17 protein-coding genes are annotated in these 17,430 nt (G+C 61.3%); 6 read left to right on the top strand and 11 right to left on the bottom strand.

The genetic code is table 11. The annotated features are described in order from the left end of the window. The first annotated feature begins 5 nt into the window (after window positions 1–5). Window positions 6–689 (top strand): orotate phosphoribosyltransferase, encoded by a 684-nt coding sequence (pyrE, locus tag ACTNB2_RS03405; RefSeq protein ID WP_154518188.1) that lies wholly within the window; start codon window positions 6–8, stop codon window positions 687–689. 235 nt (window positions 690–924) lie between these two features. Here pyrE and ACTNB2_RS03400 read toward each other — a convergent pair whose 3' ends face one another. Together ACTNB2_RS03400 and ACTNB2_RS03395 are read right to left on the bottom strand one after the other, a co-directional pair. After that, window positions 925–1,779, bottom strand: coding sequence for a MurR/RpiR family transcriptional regulator (locus ACTNB2_RS03400; RefSeq protein ID WP_427719831.1), 855 nt, complete (start codon window positions 1,777–1,779; stop codon window positions 925–927). 42 nt (window positions 1,780–1,821) lie between these two features. Continuing rightward, complete coding sequence (locus ACTNB2_RS03395) at window positions 1,822–4,392, bottom strand: glycosyl hydrolase (protein ID WP_427719832.1); 2,571 nt, start codon at window positions 4,390–4,392, stop codon at window positions 1,822–1,824. Between the two features lie 116 nt (window positions 4,393–4,508). Between ACTNB2_RS03395 and ACTNB2_RS03390 the strand changes: the two genes are divergently transcribed. The 4 genes from ACTNB2_RS03390 to ACTNB2_RS03375 all read left to right on the top strand — a co-directional run bounded on the left by ACTNB2_RS03390 (window position 4,509) and on the right by ACTNB2_RS03375 (window position 8,728). After that, complete coding sequence (locus ACTNB2_RS03390) at window positions 4,509–5,516, top strand: AraC family transcriptional regulator (protein WP_441041552.1); 1,008 nt, start codon at window positions 4,509–4,511, stop codon at window positions 5,514–5,516. A 172-nt stretch (window positions 5,517–5,688) separates the two neighbouring features. Then, window positions 5,689–7,137 (top strand): glycoside hydrolase family 1 protein, encoded by a 1,449-nt coding sequence (locus ACTNB2_RS03385; protein ID WP_427719834.1) that lies wholly within the window; start codon window positions 5,689–5,691, stop codon window positions 7,135–7,137. 263 nt (window positions 7,138–7,400) lie between these two features. Further along, window positions 7,401–7,937, top strand: a complete 537-nt coding sequence (locus tag ACTNB2_RS03380) for a PTS sugar transporter subunit IIA (RefSeq protein ID WP_427719835.1) — start codon at window positions 7,401–7,403, stop codon at window positions 7,935–7,937. Window positions 7,938–8,170: 233 nt separating this feature from the next. Beyond that, on the top strand, window positions 8,171–8,728 hold the full coding sequence (locus tag ACTNB2_RS03375; protein ID WP_441041553.1) for a hypothetical protein: 558 nt from the start codon (window positions 8,171–8,173) through the stop codon (window positions 8,726–8,728). A gap of 147 nt (window positions 8,729–8,875) precedes the next feature. Here the strand turns inward: ACTNB2_RS03375 and ACTNB2_RS03370 are convergent, their stop codons facing one another. The 8 genes from ACTNB2_RS03370 to trxA form a co-directional block, all read right to left on the bottom strand. Then, the gene (locus tag ACTNB2_RS03370; protein WP_229770728.1) at window positions 8,876–9,544 is read right to left on the bottom strand and encodes an HAD family hydrolase; all 669 of its coding nucleotides are present in this window, start codon (window positions 9,542–9,544) and stop codon (window positions 8,876–8,878) included. A 124-nt stretch (window positions 9,545–9,668) separates the two neighbouring features. Further along, the gene (gene hypE / locus ACTNB2_RS03365; protein WP_441041778.1) at window positions 9,669–10,703 is read right to left on the bottom strand and encodes a hydrogenase expression/formation protein HypE; all 1,035 of its coding nucleotides are present in this window, start codon (window positions 10,701–10,703) and stop codon (window positions 9,669–9,671) included. 81 nt (window positions 10,704–10,784) lie between these two features. Next, the gene (gene hypD / locus ACTNB2_RS03360) at window positions 10,785–11,900 is read right to left on the bottom strand and encodes a hydrogenase formation protein HypD (protein ID WP_441041777.1); all 1,116 of its coding nucleotides are present in this window, start codon (window positions 11,898–11,900) and stop codon (window positions 10,785–10,787) included. Continuing rightward, window positions 11,900–12,160 carry a HypC/HybG/HupF family hydrogenase formation chaperone gene (locus ACTNB2_RS03355; protein WP_154518167.1) on the bottom strand — a complete coding sequence of 87 codons (261 nt, stop codon included), beginning with the start codon at window positions 12,158–12,160 and terminating at the stop codon, window positions 11,900–11,902. The genes hypD and ACTNB2_RS03355 overlap by 1 nt, the downstream gene beginning before the upstream one ends. Window positions 12,161–12,294: 134 nt before the next feature. Then, window positions 12,295–14,952 (bottom strand): carbamoyltransferase HypF, encoded by a 2,658-nt coding sequence (gene hypF, locus ACTNB2_RS03350; protein WP_441041775.1) that lies wholly within the window; start codon window positions 14,950–14,952, stop codon window positions 12,295–12,297. Between the two features lie 117 nt (window positions 14,953–15,069). Continuing rightward, window positions 15,070–15,576, bottom strand: coding sequence for a nickel-responsive transcriptional regulator NikR (gene nikR, locus ACTNB2_RS03345; RefSeq protein WP_441041773.1), 507 nt, complete (start codon window positions 15,574–15,576; stop codon window positions 15,070–15,072). A 1-nt stretch (window position 15,577) separates the two neighbouring features. After that, on the bottom strand, window positions 15,578–15,826 hold the full coding sequence (locus tag ACTNB2_RS03340; protein WP_006235225.1) for a hypothetical protein: 249 nt from the start codon (window positions 15,824–15,826) through the stop codon (window positions 15,578–15,580). A 219-nt stretch (window positions 15,827–16,045) separates the two neighbouring features. Continuing rightward, on the bottom strand, window positions 16,046–16,366 hold the full coding sequence (gene trxA / locus ACTNB2_RS03335; protein WP_441041771.1) for a thioredoxin: 321 nt from the start codon (window positions 16,364–16,366) through the stop codon (window positions 16,046–16,048). Window positions 16,367–16,502: 136 nt separating this feature from the next. Here trxA and ACTNB2_RS03330 point away from each other — a divergent pair, with 136 nt between their 5' ends. Continuing rightward, on the top strand, window positions 16,503–17,078 hold the full coding sequence (locus ACTNB2_RS03330; RefSeq protein ID WP_441041769.1) for a hypothetical protein: 576 nt from the start codon (window positions 16,503–16,505) through the stop codon (window positions 17,076–17,078). Between the two features lie 60 nt (window positions 17,079–17,138). On the opposite strand, the gene ACTNB2_RS03325 is transcribed toward ACTNB2_RS03330, so the two are convergent. Beyond that, complete coding sequence (locus tag ACTNB2_RS03325; RefSeq protein ID WP_441045711.1) at window positions 17,139–17,267, bottom strand: hypothetical protein; 129 nt, start codon at window positions 17,265–17,267, stop codon at window positions 17,139–17,141. Window positions 17,268–17,430 lie beyond the last annotated feature (163 nt).

The following is a 17,430-nucleotide window of genomic DNA, read 5'->3' as shown; positions in this document are numbered from 1 at the left end:
CCCGCATGGAGGCTTACAAGCAAGAGTTCATCAAGTTTATGGTTGAGTCCGACGTTCTTAAGTTCGGCAGCTTTACGCTCAAGAGCGGCCGTCAGTCCCCGTTTTTTATGAACGCCGGCGCTTACGTGACAGGCTATCAGCTCAAGAAGCTGGGCGAGTATTACGCCCAGGCCATCCACGATAACTTTGGCGACGACTTTGATGTGCTGTTTGGACCGGCCTACAAGGGTATTCCGCTGGCCGTCGTGACCGCAATTGCCTACCACGAGCTGTACGGCAAGGAGGTCAAGTACTGCTGCGACCGCAAGGAGGCCAAGGATCACGGTGCCGATAAGGGCAACCTGCTGGGTTATGAGCCCCAGGACGGCGACCGTGTGGTCATGGTCGAGGACGTTACCACCAGCGGCAAGTCCATCGACGAGACCTATCCCAAGGTTAAGGCTGCCGCCGACGTCGAAATCAAGGGCCTGATCGTGTCTCTCAACCGCATGGAGGTCGGCAAGGGTGGCGTGACCACCGCTCAGAAGGAGATCGAGGCAAAGTACGGTTTCCCCGTCGCGAGCATCGTCTCCATGGCCGAGGTCGTCGAGACCCTCTACAACCACGAGATCGATGGCAAGGTCGTCATCGATGACGAACTTAAGACCGCCATCGACGCCTACTACGAGCAGTACGGAGCACAGGAGTAGTTACGGCGTTTTACCAAACGCCGTAACCGGCCGACGCTGCGCGCCGCCCAGGGCGACAATTTGTCATTCAAAAGGCGAGGCATGACCAGAAGGTCAATGCCTCGCCTTTTTCACGCCAACTTGTTCGCCCTGGACGTCGCTCGCTGTCCGTCCTCTACTTGCGGCGTTGTCTTGCTCCGAATGCGGCTCGCTCGCTGCCGTTGCCAGAGTAGTCATTGGGGACGTTCTTAAACGACTACTTAAGCCCGGGCAGGCGGGTATAGGGGAACGAACGCTCCAGGAATTCGGAGCAGCGGGCGTAGTCTTTGGCGAAGTAGCTGCTGTAGAGCGAATCGAGTACGTATTGCACGGCGATGTGGCTGGCGAACTGCGTGATGCGATGCGTCATGCTCTCGTGGTCACTCACCGTAAGGTAGGCGGCAAAGCCGGGGTGAATGCGAGCGCAATAAGGCGTGCCGATGACGATGACCGGGACATGCCGACTGCTGAGGATCGGCAAGATGTCCTTGAGGTTGGGGGCAAGGCCGCTGTAGGAGATGACGATTGCCGCATGGTCGGGATCCGAGGCGAGCGCCGTTCGCACCTGGGCCTCGACACCGTTGTGGCACGTCGCGCTTTTACCGGCGGAGAGCAGGCGGTCGCGGAACATTCCCGCTGGATAGAGGTTGTGCGAGCCCGTGTAGATGTCGACCTGTCGGGCGTTCGCGATGAGCTTGGCGGCGTGGTCGAGCTGCGTGGGGTCGAGCAGCTCCTGCGTTTCGGCCAGCGTGGTCTGGTAGAGCCCCTCCATGCGCTCCATGACCTGCGCGGGGCTGGACGTAGCATCAAAGGGAAAGTTGATGTCCACGTCGCGGCGGTTTCCCGCCTCGGTTGCCAAGCGAATAAGCTCGACCTTGAGATCCTTAAAGCCCTCGAGGCCGAGCTTTTTGCAAAAACGATGCACGCTCGCGACCGAAACGTTGGTGCGCGCGGCAAATTCCTTAATAGAAAGCCCGCGGATGTCCTGACCGATGGCAAGGGCTGCAATGCCGAGCTGTTGCTCGGTGGGGGTGAGGCCCTGCGCCTCGGTGATCTTGCGTTTGATATCCATACGAACTCCCACACTCGCCAAACCTGCCAAAAAGGGACAGGTTTATTTTGGCAGGTTTTGCCCGCAAAGGGTAACGGGGCCGAGGATGCCGCTGGGGGCGACGGGTTCGGTGAGGGCGAAAATGTCGGGGATCGCATGGTCGAGCGTGTTGATGACGTCGATCGTGAGCTCATGCGCACTGGCAGAAAGTGCGCCGGCGGCAAAACGATAGGGCGGGCAGATGCGTGTGCCGAGCGGGCGTCCATCGAGCGTGAGCGTCGCGGTTTCGTAGACGTCTCCCAGGTCGATTGTGGCGTCGGCGCAATCGTTGGCCAGCTCAAACGACGCATGATATCGGTAGGTACCGCAGGTGCCGGTGAACAGATCGGCTGTAAGGTTGCACAGGTGCTTGAGCTTTTGTGATTCACCAAAGGCGCCATTGCTGCCGGCAGGAGAGAGGGCGACGGTCCATGGGCCTTCGATGCGCAGGCCGAGCGACGTATCAGCGTCGATTGCGCCGTCTCCAGGCGCATTCTTGCTGCTCGTTTCCAAAACAACGATGCAGCTCTCGAAGGGTGCGAGCTCCAACGCACCGTCAAACGCAACGGGCCCGGCGCCGTTTAGCAGGTCGAGCCGCGTGCCGCAAAGGCGCTCGCCTGTCGCAAGTGCAACCGTGCAGTCGATACGCTCGCGTGGGTGTTCGTTGACGAGCATAACGTAGGTCTCGCCCACCCGCTCGTAGCGAAGTGCGCGTAGCCAAGGCTGCGGTGTGTCAGGCACAACGGTCTGCAGTCCCGCGCTTGCAAGCGCGCGGGCGACATCGGCGAGCGGCGTTGCGACGAGCCCTCCCAGCTCGATCGCGCCATCGGTATCGTAGAATGTGCCGGGCACCTCGTCGACGGCAAACACCATAACGCCTGCATCCGCCATGCGTCTCACTGCCTCCGCCGTCGCAGCGCCAATAAATGAAGCTCCTGGCATAACAAACGCCTGGTAACGACAATCGTTTACGGTAAGCAATCCGTCGGCAATCGAAACCTCGTAACGGTCCTCATCCTCAAAAGCCTCGGCGGGCACAAAATCAAAGTCGATCTGCGCGCGCGTGAGCTCTGCCGCCACGCGCTCGATAGGCATGGCGTTGCCGGCCCATTCGGCATCGGCATGGTACAGGATGGCAACGGGGCGCATGGCATAGCCTCCTGAAAGCAGCGTTGCCGTACGGTTCATATAGCTCATGAGCTGGCCAAAGTGCGGCCATTGCGGATTGTTGCCGTGTGCGTAAAAGTGCGGCGGGCAGTCCCAATCGGGGAAGGGCGCCATGCTAAACGCGTGCGGCGTAAACCAGTTAATACCGCGGACGAGCATGTGGTCGGCGATCCATTTCATCTCGCGCAAGCCCTCGTGCCAGCCGAAGGCGCCAAAGACCTCGGCCATGCAGCGCCCCTGCTTTTTGGGGTCGAGGCGTGCGGCCGAAGAGCCCAACTTGGCGAGCGCGTAGGTAAAGAACTCCATGTTCCACGCGCCGTGGAAGTAGCTGTAACGTCCGTGGTCGACGCCGGGGGCAAGCTGGTTGATGACAACGTCGATGCCCGCCATATCCTGCCCGGCGACCGCGCGGAAGTAGTGTCCGGCGCCCTGGCCCAGGCGCGTGTGGCAACTCTTGTCCTCAATCACATGTCCGATGTGCATGACGCCGCGCTTGCGGCACCAGTCACCAATCTGCTCGTCAAAGCACGCGCGGTAGAGTTGCGTGGCGATGTCCATGTAAGTGTGGCGGACCCGAGCGCCGGCGGGGTCGCGCGTCCAAAGGCCGCGGAGCTCGGCAAGCCAGCTCGCGCTCAACTCCTCGTGCAAGCGGCGGGCAAGTTCATCCGACCAGGGCAGTGCCATATCGCCGCGTCCAATAAAGCTGCTGGTGGAAGCGTCTTCGAGGGTCGCACCCTTCTCGTTCATAAAGCCCGGTTCATCGGTAAAGAAGCCCAGAATGGTCTTGCCGAACTCGTCGCCCAGATGTTCAAACGTGGGTTCGTAGACGGCGTTGATGAGCATACGGCACGAATCGGCGTCGACCATGTTGATGTACTCATCGCGAAAGCCGGTCTTTTGGCTGGTGACGTAGAGCTCGAGGGTGGTGATGCCGGCAGGAGCGTCAAAGCGCAGGCGGACGGGAGTGCCATCCTCGGTCTGTTCAACGGCGAGCTCAAGGTCGAGCGGTGCGCCGGCGGCGTCGAAAGTCGCCGTGCCCACAAAGCGCTCCGTGGGATCCATAAGATTGCCGAGCTTAATGGTCGTGGACGGCTGGGGACCGACGACCGTTACCGTGTGATGCTTAAGCACGGTCTTTTTGAGCGCGGGGTCTACATCCTCGCCTGCAAGCGCGCCGTTGGCGTAGCCCGTGGGAAAGTGGGCATCATCGAGCAGCCAGATCTTCAAGTCCAGGCGCTTGCACTCGCCAATGATAAAACGCAGGTCGGACCACCAGCCGTCGCGACAAAACTCGGGATGCGTGCGCGATTCGAGGCAGACCTCGTGGATGTCCGCCCCGGCAATCTGCTCTAAGTATTCGGTAATCGTCTCGCGCGCCTCGCCCTTGAGCCACAAGAACGGAAGCACATGGTTGTCGTATGCCGCCATATCCACTCCTCTAAAACAAACCTTTTAAATCGATTGAAGTCAGAGTACGTCGCGCGCACACTTCTGCTAATATCAAAACCACGGCAGAATATGACCAAATCAATGATGGTGGCGATATGGATATCGCACGTTTGGACAATCTTTTGCTCAAGCTGACCGACAGCGAGCGCGCTTACTGCGCAGGCACCCGCTATGACTGGAACGATGCGTTCAGTTCGGGTCATCAGCAGAATATCGGTGAAAAACATATCCATAAAATCGGTGACCCGACGCGAGCCCTGCACCAAGAAGGCATGCCTGAGGGCCTGTCAATCGTGCGCAACTCGCGCTTTAACCCCGTGCCGGAGCATGTGCACAATTATGTCGAAATCTGCTATGTCTATCGAGGGCATGCGCCGCAGGTCGTCAACGGCGCACGGCTCACGCTTGCCCAAAACGAGGTGCTCTTGCTCGACGCGGCCTGTCCGCATGCCGTAGGCGAGCTCGGCGAGCATGACATTATGCTGAGCATCGTCATCTCGCGGGTGATGTTGCGCCGCAGCCTAGAGCAGAGCCTGTCGCCGTCAAGCGCCGTCTCGCAGTTCCTCATCAATGCCCTCAATGACGAAACCGGCCACCGCGGTCATGTGCATTTCCGCACGGGCAACAGCCGCCGCGTGCGCCGATATATGCAGGAGATGCTGTGCGAGCTTCTGGAGCCGACGGCGGCGAGTCCCCAGATCGTGTCGAGGCTGTTTGAGTTGCTGCTGGTCGAAATTATGCAAAGCTATGAGACATCGCTGCTGCAGGCGGACATGCCCACGCTGCCTTCGGCGCAGGTCGCGGCCGCCGTGAGCTACATCGAGCGCCATGCCTGCGATTGTACGCTCGAGGACGTAGCTCGCCACCTGCATCTGAGTCCCAACTACGCAAGCGCGCTGCTCAAACGGCAGACGGGCCGCACGTTTATGCAGCTCGTGCAGGAGAGCCGCCTGGCACGCGCGGCAACATTGCTCGACGCCGGCGCCACTGCCGAAACCGCGGCGCGCGAGGCCGGCTACGCCAACATGAGCTTCTTCTACAAAAAGTTTGCCGAGCGCTATGGCTGCACGCCGGCCGTCTACCGCCGGCGTTTGTCCAGATAAAACCTGCCAAAATAAACCTGTCCCTTTTTGGCAGGTATCAGGAAGTGTCAGGGGCGGGGTGGTGACGGGGCACAAAGGCGAAAAGAAGTGTCGGGTTTGGTGCGCCCGCTTCTGCCCGTCCCGCGCGTGGGCGATACTCGGCTTATCGACCCACGATGCAAAGGAGATGCTCATGGCAAACATCAAGTTCCCCGAGGGATTCTATTGGGGCGGCGCCACCGCTGCCAACCAGTTTGAGGGCGCTTGGAACGTGGACGGCCGCGGTCCTTCCGTCGACGACCATTTCTTGGGCGGCAGCTACAAGGAGCCGCGTCAGATTACGACCGATATCGACCCCAACCGCTTCTACCCCAATCATGACGGTATCGATTTCTACCACCACTACGAGGAGGACATCGCGCTGTTCGCCGAGATGGGCTTCAATATGTTCCGCATGTCCATCTCCTGGAGCCGTATCTTTCCCAACGGCGACGACGCTGAGCCCAACGAGGCCGGCCTCGCCTTCTACGATCGCGTCTTCGACTGCCTGCGCGCCCACAATATCGAGCCGCTCGTGACCCTTTCGCACTACGAGATGCCCTATCACCTGGTCGAGAAATACAACGGCTGGGCGAGCCGCGAGCTCATCGGCTTCTTTGAGAAGTACTGCCAGACCGTCTTCGACCGCTATCAGGACAAGGTCAAGTTCTGGCTCACCTTCAACGAGATCAACTGCGGTACTCAGGACATGGGCAACCTCTTTGAGACCAGCATGATTCAGGGCTTTGAGGGTCCGGCGTCGGCGGTCCACACCACGCCGCAGGCTCGTATGCAGGCGCTGCATCACCAGTTTGTCGCCAGCGGCCGCGTCGTGCGCTATGCCCATGAGCATTACCCGCAGTTTAAGATGGGCAACATGGACTGCTTCATCCTTTCCTATGCCGCCACGTGCGATCCGGCCGACGTGTTCGCCACGCAGCAGGAGATGAATACCATGAACTGGTACTGCTCCGACGTGCAGGTGCGCGGCAAGTACCCGTTCTATGCCAAGCGCTTCTGGGCCGAGAACGATGTTGAGCTCGTGATGGAGGACGGCGACCTGCAGGATATCGCCGACGGCAAGGTTGATTTCTACACCTTTAGCTACTACATGTCCGGCACCGTGGGCACCCACAAGGACCACGAGATGACCGAGGGCAACATGACCTTTGGCGGCAAGAATCCCTATCTGGAGTCCACCGACTGGGGCTGGCAGATCGATCCGCTGGGCCTGCGCATCGCCCTCAACGAGATTTACGCCCGCTACGAGATTCCGCTGATGGTGGTCGAGAACGGCATGGGCGCCTACGACGAGGTCGAGGAGGACGGCTCCATCCATGACCCGTATCGCATCGCCTACCTGCAGAGCCACATCAAGGCCATGGGCGAGGCCATTGCCGATGGCGTTGACCTGATTGCCTACACCTGGTGGGGTCCCATCGACCTGGTTTCCGCCGGCACTGGCGAGATGCGCAAGCGCTACGGCTTCATCCACGTCGATAAGTACGACGACGGCACCGGTACCTACGAGCGCCGCCGCAAGGACAGCTTCTTCGCATACCAGAAGATCATCAAGTCCAACGGCGCCGAGGGCTTGGAATAATTGAGCTCCGGCGTTCCGCCGAACGCCGGACCGGCCGCCGACTACGTGACCACCGACGTCGATGACGACGGCATCTGGAACGCTTTTGTTCACCTGGGGCTTATCGAGGCTTAATCGACAATATGAGTCCCCATGGGAAAAGGTTTTGGAAGGGCTTGGAAGGGCTTGTGATTCGGGCCCTCGCCTTAGCATTTTGGCCATTTGGCACTATAATCACCATAGGTATGCGCATAACGTTGCGCTTAATCAAGAGGAGAAAACGTATGGGTCTGTTTGATATGTTCAAGAAGAAGGCTGAGCCCGTGGCTGCCGCTGCTCCGGCCTCCATTTCTGCTTCTGCCGGCGCCGACGTGCTGTGTTCGCCCGTCAAGGGCAAGGTCATCAAGATGGCCGACGTGCCCGATCCCGTCTTTGCTGGCGAGGTTTTGGGCAAGGGCTGCGCCGTGTGGCCCGAGGACGACCTGGTCTACGCTCCCTGCGACGGCAAGGTGACCGTCACCATGGGTCACGCCGTGGGCCTGCAGTCCGATAGCGGCATCGAGGTTCTGGTGCACGTTGGCGTCGATACCGTCAACATGAATGGCGACGGCTTCGAGGGCTTCGTCAAGGCCGACGACGTCGTGAAGGCCGGCCAGCCCTTGCTCAAGATCGACCGCGCCAAGATCGCTGCCGCCGGTTACAAGGACTGCGTCGTCGTGGCCGTGTCCAACACCGCCGAGTTTGCCGATGTCGAGCTCGCCGTCGAGGCCGAGTCTGCCGTCGCCGCCGGTGACGCCATCGTTAAGGTCGTCCGCAAGTAGTCTGCGGCATCCAGAAGATGCACAAGGGTGGTCGGGTTATCCGGCCACCCTTTTTTAATAGGCCGAGCAGGCGCATTTTATTGCAGGGGGCTTGCTTTATGGGCCATTCACTCGTCAAATTGAGCCGCCCACGCTTTTGCGACGTAGGGGGTTGAACGGAGTCGCTAATATGGACTTACTGTTGCGACGTGCGCTGCGCGGGAAACGCAGCGCCGCTTGTTTGGAGGAATGTCATGAAAAAGAAGCTGCTGCTTGCGCCCCTGATGGCTGCCCTGGTCGCGTGCGTGGTTTTGCTTTCCGGCTGCGGAGGGCCTTCGGTGGAGGAGCTCATCACCAACGACCTTACGAGTCAGTTTGACGAGATCAAGAACGGCGGCGATGATTTCCTCTCCGGCCTGGAAGAGGCTTCGGGCGACGAGTTTGAGCAGCTGGGCATCGATCCCAAGGAGTATGCCAAGAGCTATCTCGAGGGTTTTGATTACAAGATCGGTGATGTGACGGTCGATGAGGGCAAGGGCACCGCGACCGCCGAGGTCACCATCACCTGCAAGTCCATGAACAAGATCGTCGAAGATTTCGCCACCCAGTATCAGGAGAAGATCGCCGCACTCGATACGATGCCTTCCGAGGACGAGCTGTACAAGATGGCCGGCCAGGTGATGGTCGACGTGACCAAGGCCGCTAAGACCAAGGACACCAAGGTCACCTTTAAGTATTCCGCCAACGAGGATAACGAGTGGTCTGCCGACGATTCCGCAACCACCGAGATGATGAATGCGATGATGAACTAGTTCGTTGCGGCGTTTTGCCAAACGCCGCAACTGCTCGACGCTGCGTGGGCACCAGAGCGGCAACTTGTCATTCAAAGAGGACGGCATGACCAGAAGGTCTATGCCGTCCTCTTTTCATGCCAATTTGTTCGCTCTGGTGCCCGCTCGCTACTCGCCCAGCACCAGCGCCGCGAGCTCTGCCTGGCTGTCCACCACGTAGTCGGCGCCGGCGGCTTCCAGCTCTGCGCGGCCGCGGAAGCCCCAGCTGACGCCTGCGCTCTTAAGACCGGCGTTGTGGCCGGTCAGGATATCGACATTGGAATCGCCCACATAGAGCGTGGTCGCCGGGTCGGCGCCCAACTCTTCCATCACATGCAGCGTGACGGGTGCCTCGGGCTTGGGCGGAAACGCATCGACACGGCCCTGTACCAGCGCAAAGCGCTCGGAACCAAAATACTTCTCGATAAGCGGGGCCGCCGAGACGTGGTCCTTGTTAGTGAGCACGGCAAGCTGCACACCCGCGGCACGCAAGCGGTCGAGCATCTCGATCGTGCCGGCATAGGGGGCGGTGTGGTCCTCCTTGTGCTCGCCGTAATAAGCCCTAAACTCGGCAAGCGTCTGCTCAAACATACGGCCGTCGCCCGCGTACTCGGCGGGCATAAAGCGCTCAACCAGCTTGAGCATGCCGTTTCCCACCTTGTAGCGGTACTCGTCAACGGCAAATGTGGGCCAGCCGTGCGCCTCGCAGGTATGGTTGCCGGCGGCTGCCAGGTCCTCGAGCGTGTTGAGGATGGTGCCGTCCAGATCAAAGATCACATGGGAAAAAGCTGCTGCCATGAAAGCTCCCGTCATTGGGTTTCAAAACGCACCCCATAATACTGGGCTTACGCGTTGGGTGTGCTTGGAATCTGAACATCTCCAGGGATATCAGGTGACATCGCGCCACTCATGCGATTCCGCCCTAGCAAATCCTTGGCAGCTGCTCTCCCACGAGCATGTCGAGGATGCGGGTCGAGCCCCAGCCGGTGCGAACGCGCACGGCGGGACGGGCGTCCGATCCAAGCGGCAGCACGCGACCGATGATGGCGGCATTCTCGCCGTAGCGGGCGGCGCGCATGGCGCTCAGCGCGGCATCGGCTTGCTCGGCCGGCACCACGGCAACCATCTTGCCCTCGTTTGCCACCTGCAGCACATCGTAGCCGAGCATCTCACATGCGGCCTGCACGTCGGGGCGCACGGGCACGGCATCCTCGTCGATCTCCATGGCAACACCGCTGGCCTGGGCAAACTCGTTGAGTGTGGATGCCAGGCCGCCGCGCGTGGGGTCGCGGAAACAGCGCGTGCCGGGCGCTGCGGCCAAAACGTCGGCAATCAGGTGGTTGAGCGGCGCGGCATCGCTTTCGATCGTGCTCGAAAATGCCAGGCCCTCGCGTTGGCTCATGATGGCGATCCCGTGGTCGCCGAGTGTGCCTGACACCAGGATAACGTCGCCGGGGCGGCAGTTGGCGCCGCTGAGCGCCACGCCCGTGGGAACCTCGCCCACGCCGGCGGTATTGATGTAGACGCCGTCGGCCCCGCCGCGCTCGACCACCTTGGTGTCGCCCGTGATTATGGACACGCCCGCCTCGCGCGCCGTCTCGGCCATCGTCTGCACAATCTGGCGGAGCTTATCCATGGGATAGCCCTCTTCGAGGATAAAACCGCACGATAGGTAGCGCACGTTGGCGCCCGAGGTCGCGACATCGTTGACGGTTCCGCACACGGCGAGACGGCCGATGTTGCCACCGGGGAAGAACTGCGGCGAGACTACAAAGCTGTCGGTCGACATGGCGATGCGCCCGCTCGCGGGCAGCGCGGCGACGCCGGCGTCGTTGCCTTCGAGCAACTCGGGCGTCCCAAAGGCATCCAAAAAGACCTCATCGATGATGCGTTTCATCATCTGACCGCCGGAGCCATGGCCCAAAAGGACGTTGCTATCGGTGATGCTATGGGACATATCCAAAACTCCAATCGAGGACGGAATTATATGGGTGAGGCGCAGCGTCGACCAGTCCGCCGCTCGTTAGAACGGCGGAACCTAATAGTCGCGGTAGCGGTAGTACGCCGCGCAGCTGCCTTCGGAGCTCACCATGCACGGGCCGACGGGGTGCTCGGGCGTGCAGGTGCGGCCAAAGAGCGGGCAGCCGCTCGGCGTAATGGCCCCGCGCAGCACGTCGCCGCAGCGGCATCCACGCGGCTCGACCGTCGCCTCAACGGGCACGTCAAAGCGGGTACGGGCATCAAAGCGCGAGAACTCAGGGCGGATGGAAAGGCCCGAGTTGGCAATCGGCCCCAGCCCGCGCCATGTGGTGTCGCATGGCTCAAACACCTGCTCGACCAGCTGTCGCGCCACGGGGTTGCCGTCTGCGTTGACGCCACGGCGGTAGGCGTTGTCGATCGCGGGCCTGCCCTCGACAGCCATCTGGACCAGCATGCAGATGCCTTGCAGGATATCGACCGGTTCAAATCCCGTGACCACGCCCGGGGTATCGAACTCGTCGACCAAAAAGCTAAAGGGCGCCAAACCCGTGATGGTGGCGACGTGGCCCGGCAGGATAAAGCCGTCGATGGCGGTCTCGGGATCGTTGGCGATGGCGCGCAACGCCGGCGGCGTGGTCTTGTGGGCGCAATAGACCGAAAAGTTCAAAAGCCCGCGCGCCTCGGCCTCCAAGATGGCAGCGGCGATGGTGGGCGTCGTAGTCTCAAAGCCCACGCCCATAAAAATGACCGGACGATCGGGGTTTTGCTCGGCAATGTCGAGCGCATCGAGCGGGGAGTAGACGATGCGGATATCGCGCCCTGCCGCCTTTTGCGCTGCGAGCGAGGTGGACGATCCGGGCACGCGCATCATGTCGCCAAAGGTGGTGATGATGGCGCCGTCTATGTTAGCGAGCGCGATCGCGTGGTCGATGTCACGGTTGGCGGTAACGCAGACGGGGCAGCCCGGGCCGCTCAGCAGCTTGAGCCCGGCCGGCATAATGGAGCGAAAGCCATAGCGGCCGATGCTCACGGTGTGCGTGCCGCAGACTTCCATAAGGTTGATGCTGCGGTTGCCGACAAGCTCTTGAATACGATCGATGAGCTCGCGAGCCAGCTTGGGGTCGCGAAATGCCGAAAAGTCGATACCGGAGCGCGCCGGCTGTCCGGCCGCCACTAGTATGCCTCGGCCGGGTTGCTGGCCAGTTGGTCTTCTTCGGCCAGTTCGGTCATGGCGTTAACGAGCTCGAGTGTTTCTTGCGCTTCCTGCTCGTCGACGATCTGGATGCCAAAGCCGGCGTGTACGAGAATATAGTCGCCAACCTGCGCCGTTGGCACGAGTCGCAGCGACACGGGGCGCTCGATGCCCATCATGTCGACGGTAGCCTTGAGGCCGTCGTCGCGTTTGACTACTTTGCCGGGAACGGCAAGGCACATATTGTTCCCCTTTTATACGTTTTGCGCTGGATAGGCGCTCAATAATCCATCAGTTGATGGTAGCGCTCGCGGGGTTCGCGGGCAAACGCGTTACGCCTGTGAGACGGCTGGGCACAGCGGTGTGCGAGAGCGAGCTACTGCGATGCGATCTGCGCAAGACGAGCGCTTGCGACCGCCGCCTGACCGTAGGCGATGCAGCCGTCATTGACGGGCACGGTATGGGGGATAAGGACAGTAAGACCTGCGCTTTTGAGCTCGCGGGTGAGGAGCTGGAGCAGAAGTCGGTTCATGAACACGCCGCCCGAGAGCGCGACGGTGTCGATGCCCTCGCACGCGCAGATCTCGCTGGCGATGCGTGCCGAGGAGCGCGCGACGGCGACATGGAAGTCGAGTGCGAGCCTGTCGGCGGGCACACCGGCTCTGGTTCCCTCCAAAAGCGCCGCAAAAAGTGAGCTGGGGCCCAGGACGAGAGACCTGCTCGAGGTTGCTTGGACAGTTAGTTCAGATTTGTACTTTTTAGAGTGGTAATGGGTGGTATAGATCGTCTGCGAGGACCCCGAATGGGTTGATTTGGGGTATCCGGCGGGCGTATTAACCGCAAATGAGGTGCCTGGAGAGCCCTCTTCGGGGTAATCTGAGCCAAAACCGTTGGTTAGAGGGTCTGTTTTTAATACAAATCTGAACAAACTGTCCAGTCGCAATGGGTCAGATGCGGAACAGCCGTCTTTATCGCCGGGAACATGGGTAATTTTGCTGCCGAGCGCGCGCCAGGCGGCGGCTTCGAGTTCGATGGCGGGCTCGCCTTCGTAGGTTGCCTGCCCGCAAATGCCCAAAACTGCAGCGGCGGCGTCAAAGAGACGCCCCATACTGCTCGTGCGTGGGCTGTTGATGTTCCGCTCGATCATCGTTGCCGTCACGCTGCGTGTTTGCTCGTCTAGGCCGTCCAAGAGCCGCTCGGCCCCCGGATGTTCAAGCAGGCCGAGCTCACTGAGCAGGGCAAAGGCGTTGCGGCGGGCGTCGCGCACGGAGGCCGCCCCGCCGGGGAGCGTCCAGGTGCGCAAATGCGCGGCGCGCTCAAAGCCGCCAAGGCTGGCAACAAGAAACTCGCCGCCCCAAATGGTCCCATCGGTGCCGGCGCCGGTGCCGTCAAAGGCGATGCCAAGGACGCGCGAGTCGGTTGTAAGCTGGCCCGCGGCAATCGCCTCGGCCATTACGCTCGCGATATGCGCATGATGGTGCTGGACCTCGACGAGCGGCAGATTGCATTTTCGCGCCTGCTCGCGCGCCCACTGGCTCGATAGATAGCTGGGGTGTAGATCGCAGGCCAAGGCGGCGGGCGCCAAGTCAAAGAGATCTTCCAAGCGCGTGCGCGCGGCGTTCCAGGCATCGAAAGTTGCGCCGTTTTCGATATCGCCGATATGCTGCGACACAAAACAGGTTGCCTCGCCGTTCGTCCCTTCACGCGTGAGCGCAATCGTGGCCTTTTGTTGCGGCCCACAGGCGAGTACGCAGGGCGTGGTGCCGTCGAGCGCCGGCAACGGCAGCGGCTGGGGTGCATATCCGCGAGCGCGGCGAACGGGCATAACGGCGCCGTTCACCGCGCGCACCACAGAGTCGTCGTAGCGCGAGAGGATTGCGCGGTCGTTACCGAGCAACGCGTCGGCGATGCCGGCGGCAACGAGGTGTTCCCAGGCAAGGTTGTCATCGGTCTCGATGGGTTCTTCGCTCAGGTTTCCGCTGGTCATGACGAGCGCGTGCATGCCGCGGGCTTCTGCCGCGGCAAGCAACAGATGCTGAAGCGGGGTGTAGGGGAGCATAACGCCAAGCTCAGGAAGGTTGTGCGCGACGGACGGTGCGAGCGCGTTGGGGGAGCCGCCGCTCTCGCAAACGGCACGTCGGCGCAGCAGCACGATGGGGCGAATGCTGCCGGCCAGCAGGCCGCGCTCAACGTCGTTGACATGGCACAGGCGTTCAGTATCGGCAAGGCCGCGCACCATAACGGCAAGCGGCTTGTTGCTGCGGCGCTTGCGACGGCGCAGCTCGGCTACCGTCTTCTCGTTGGAGGCGTCGCATGCCAAGTGAAATCCGCCCAGACCCTTGATGGCGATGATACCGCCGTTGGCCAGCAGCTCAACACAGCGGTCGATAATGGCGTCGCTGGTCTTGCGCGTGGTGCCGACGGTCAGCGACGCGGCGGCTTCGCCGGCCTCGCGCCACGTAATGTGCGGCCCGCAATCAAAGCAGGCATCGGGCTGCGCGTGAAACCGCCGGTCAAGCGGGTCGCCATACTCTGCGGCACAGGTGGGGCACATAGGAAAGCAATCCATCGAGGTGGCCGCTCGGTCATAGGGCAGCGACCGGATGATGGTAAAGCGCGGTCCGCAGTTGGTGCAGTTGATAAAGGGATAGTGAAAGCGTCGGTCGGCGGGATCGAACAGCTCGTGCAGGCAGTCGTCGCACGTGGCGATGTCGGGCGAGACGAGCGTCGTGTGGGCGGTTTGATCCTGCGATGCCACAATGCGAAAGCCCCGCTCGTTGGCGGCTTCCCAGTCGCCGGGCGCTAGGTCCATAACCTCGACATGCTCCACACGAGCTGCCGCAGGCGTATGCTCGGAAAGCGCGGCGACAAATTCGTCGAGCGCCTCGCTTAGGGCGTGCGCCTCGATATGCACGCCATCGCCCGCGTTAAGCACCCAGCCGCAAATGCCATGCGCCATGGCCTCGCGATACACAAATGGCCGCATGCCAACGCCCTGCACAATGCCCGTCACATGAATATGCACATGCCGCATGCGACCCTCCTTCATCGAGACCTGCCAAAAAGGGACAGGTTTATTTTGGTAGGTAAAACGTTAAACCTGCCAAAACAAACCTGTCCCTTCTTGGCAGGTGCGCCGCGCAAAGACCCGCTACAGCCCCAGGCTCTGCTCGGTGGCGGCGCAGGTGAGCTCGCCGTGTTTAACGCCGCGCAGGCCCAGCAGACGGTCAGCCAGTTCGTAGACACGTTCGCCGTGACCCTTAAGCGCCAGAATCTCCAGGCAGTTGTGGTGATCCAGATGCACGTGCATGGTCGAGACAATCTCGTCGGTGTAGTCGTGCTGTACCTCGTCCAGGCGGCGCGTCAGGTCGCCGGTGTGATGGTCGTAAATCATGGTGAGCGACCCGATGACCTGCTCGTCGGGCGTTCGCATCTGCTCCTTGGCGATCGAGGCGCGAATCAGGTCGCGCACGGCCTCGGAGCGGTTGGCAACGTCGCCGCGGCGCGCGATCTGCTCGTCAAAGCGGCACAACAGGTCGTCGGGCGCGGTGACCGAAAAACGGACCAGCTCGGAGGCGGAGCCGCTGCAACGGCAGCCCACGTCGCCGGTCGGCCCGTGCGGATGCTCGTGCTCGCAGGCGTGCTCGTGCTCGGTCACGCTACACCAGCTTTACGGAGCCAACGGAGTTATGGTCGGCCTCGATGGCCTCCTCGTAGCCCTCGAGTGCGTCGTGCGCCTCGTGGAGCGCCGCCATGGCGGCCTCGAGTTTGGCGCCAATGCGCTCCATGTCAAAGTTCTCGGTCGCATGCAGCAGCTGATGGCTCCACTCGTGGGCGAGCTCGATCGTGTCGTCGACCTGCTTGACGCTCATGGCAAGCTGGCTCATGTTCATTCCGACGTCATGCATGGGAATCTCCTTTTGTACGGGTCTAATCAGTGGTTCAGATTCTACTACGCCCGCTTTACGCATCGCCGCATAAGAAAACGGGTGCGAGTCCGTCTGACCCGCACCCGTTCACTGGGGGCTGTTTGTGATTACCATACTATCCGTGGTCGCGGGCGCAACACCCGGCTCTCCGGCGAGCGGCACAAAACCACTCATGGACGGCAACACGTGACCGGCGTATTACAGGTGCTTCTCCAGCAGCGCCTGCAGCCTGGCCTTGGGCAGCGCACCGACGGAGCGGTCGATTTCCACACCGTTCTTAAAGACAATCAGCGTGGGGATGCTCATAACGCCAAACTTCATGGCCAGGTCCTGATTGTCGTCGACGTTGCATTTGGCGACGGTAATCTTGCCGGCCAGCTCGTCGGCCACTTCGTCAACAATGGGCGAGAGCGAACGGCAGGGACCGCACCACGGTGCCCAAAAATCAACCAGCACGGGAAGGCTGCCGTCAACGATGGAATCGAAATTCTCGGGGGTAATCTGCTTAATGTCAGCCATGGTGACCTCCATAGTGCGACGCGGCTCTGCCGCGTAAGACTCAGTACGACCGTGCTTATACCCAACGGCCCGTAATGCAACCACTCGCAGGCGGCTCTTTTATATAATGGTGGGAACGCAAACGATTGGAGAGCGCATGCCCACGTCACAAAGCCAGAAAAAAGAAGCCATCGCCCAGGCGGCCGAGCAGGAGCTCGCATCGCTCGCGGGCCGCGGCGTGCGTATCGCGGGCAACGCGTGCTCGCCGATTGTGCTGGTAAAAGGAGATTTAGACGATGCCGAGCGTGCGGGTGGCGAGCTGGCTGCCGGTCCAGACGGCGCCGCGTTGCGTAAGGCGCTCGGCGCCATCGGTTACGCGCCCGAGGATTTCTGCGTGCTGGCAAGTGTTGCCGGCGCGGGCGACGGAGCGGTTGCGATAGGCGAGGACCTGCCGTGCGAGCTGTTCCGCGAGGCGCTCGAGGCCTTGGACCCCGAGGCGGTCCTGCTGCTGGACGATCGCGCGGCCGATACCATGCGCGAGACCTACGCAGACATGCTCGTGGCGATCGACGACTTTGATACCGCCATGCTCAAGCCCGGCTTGGTCGCCCACGTGCAGGGTCGTCGCGTACTCGCGCTCGACGGCTTTGAGGCCGCGCTGACCGACAAGGCCGCCAAGCAGCGCATGTGGGCCTACATCAAGCAGCTGACCCCGGCCGCCGCACCGCTGTAGCGGACTGGCGCCGGCAAGGCGGTCCTGATGGGTCGAGCGCGGCGCCGACTTGTCGCGCCCTTACATCACTGCGCGAAGCTCAAACCGATTGCCGTGAATGCGAAACTGGCAGTTGCCGTTCATGCGCTCGACGGCGAACTTGATGCTCTTGGTGTCAAAGCCGTGGCCCGCATGCTGGGTCACGGGCATGCCGTCGACCATCCAAAGATGCCTCCTGCGTTATCGAGAGCTCGACTGTCCTCAGCTTGCCAGTTCGAAAATGGACCCGCCCCAAGATTGAATCCTTATTCCAACTTTACACCTGGCTTTACAGCTGTCTTGTCAGCTGTAAAGCCAGGTGTCATACTAAAGC

This window comes from Collinsella sp. HCP28S3_G2 (assembly GCF_052065125.1).
Lineage (GTDB): Bacteria > Actinomycetota > Coriobacteriia > Coriobacteriales > Coriobacteriaceae > Collinsella.
The sequence above is the reverse complement of the archived record's forward strand: the minus strand, read 5'-3'. Positions and strand labels throughout refer to the sequence as shown.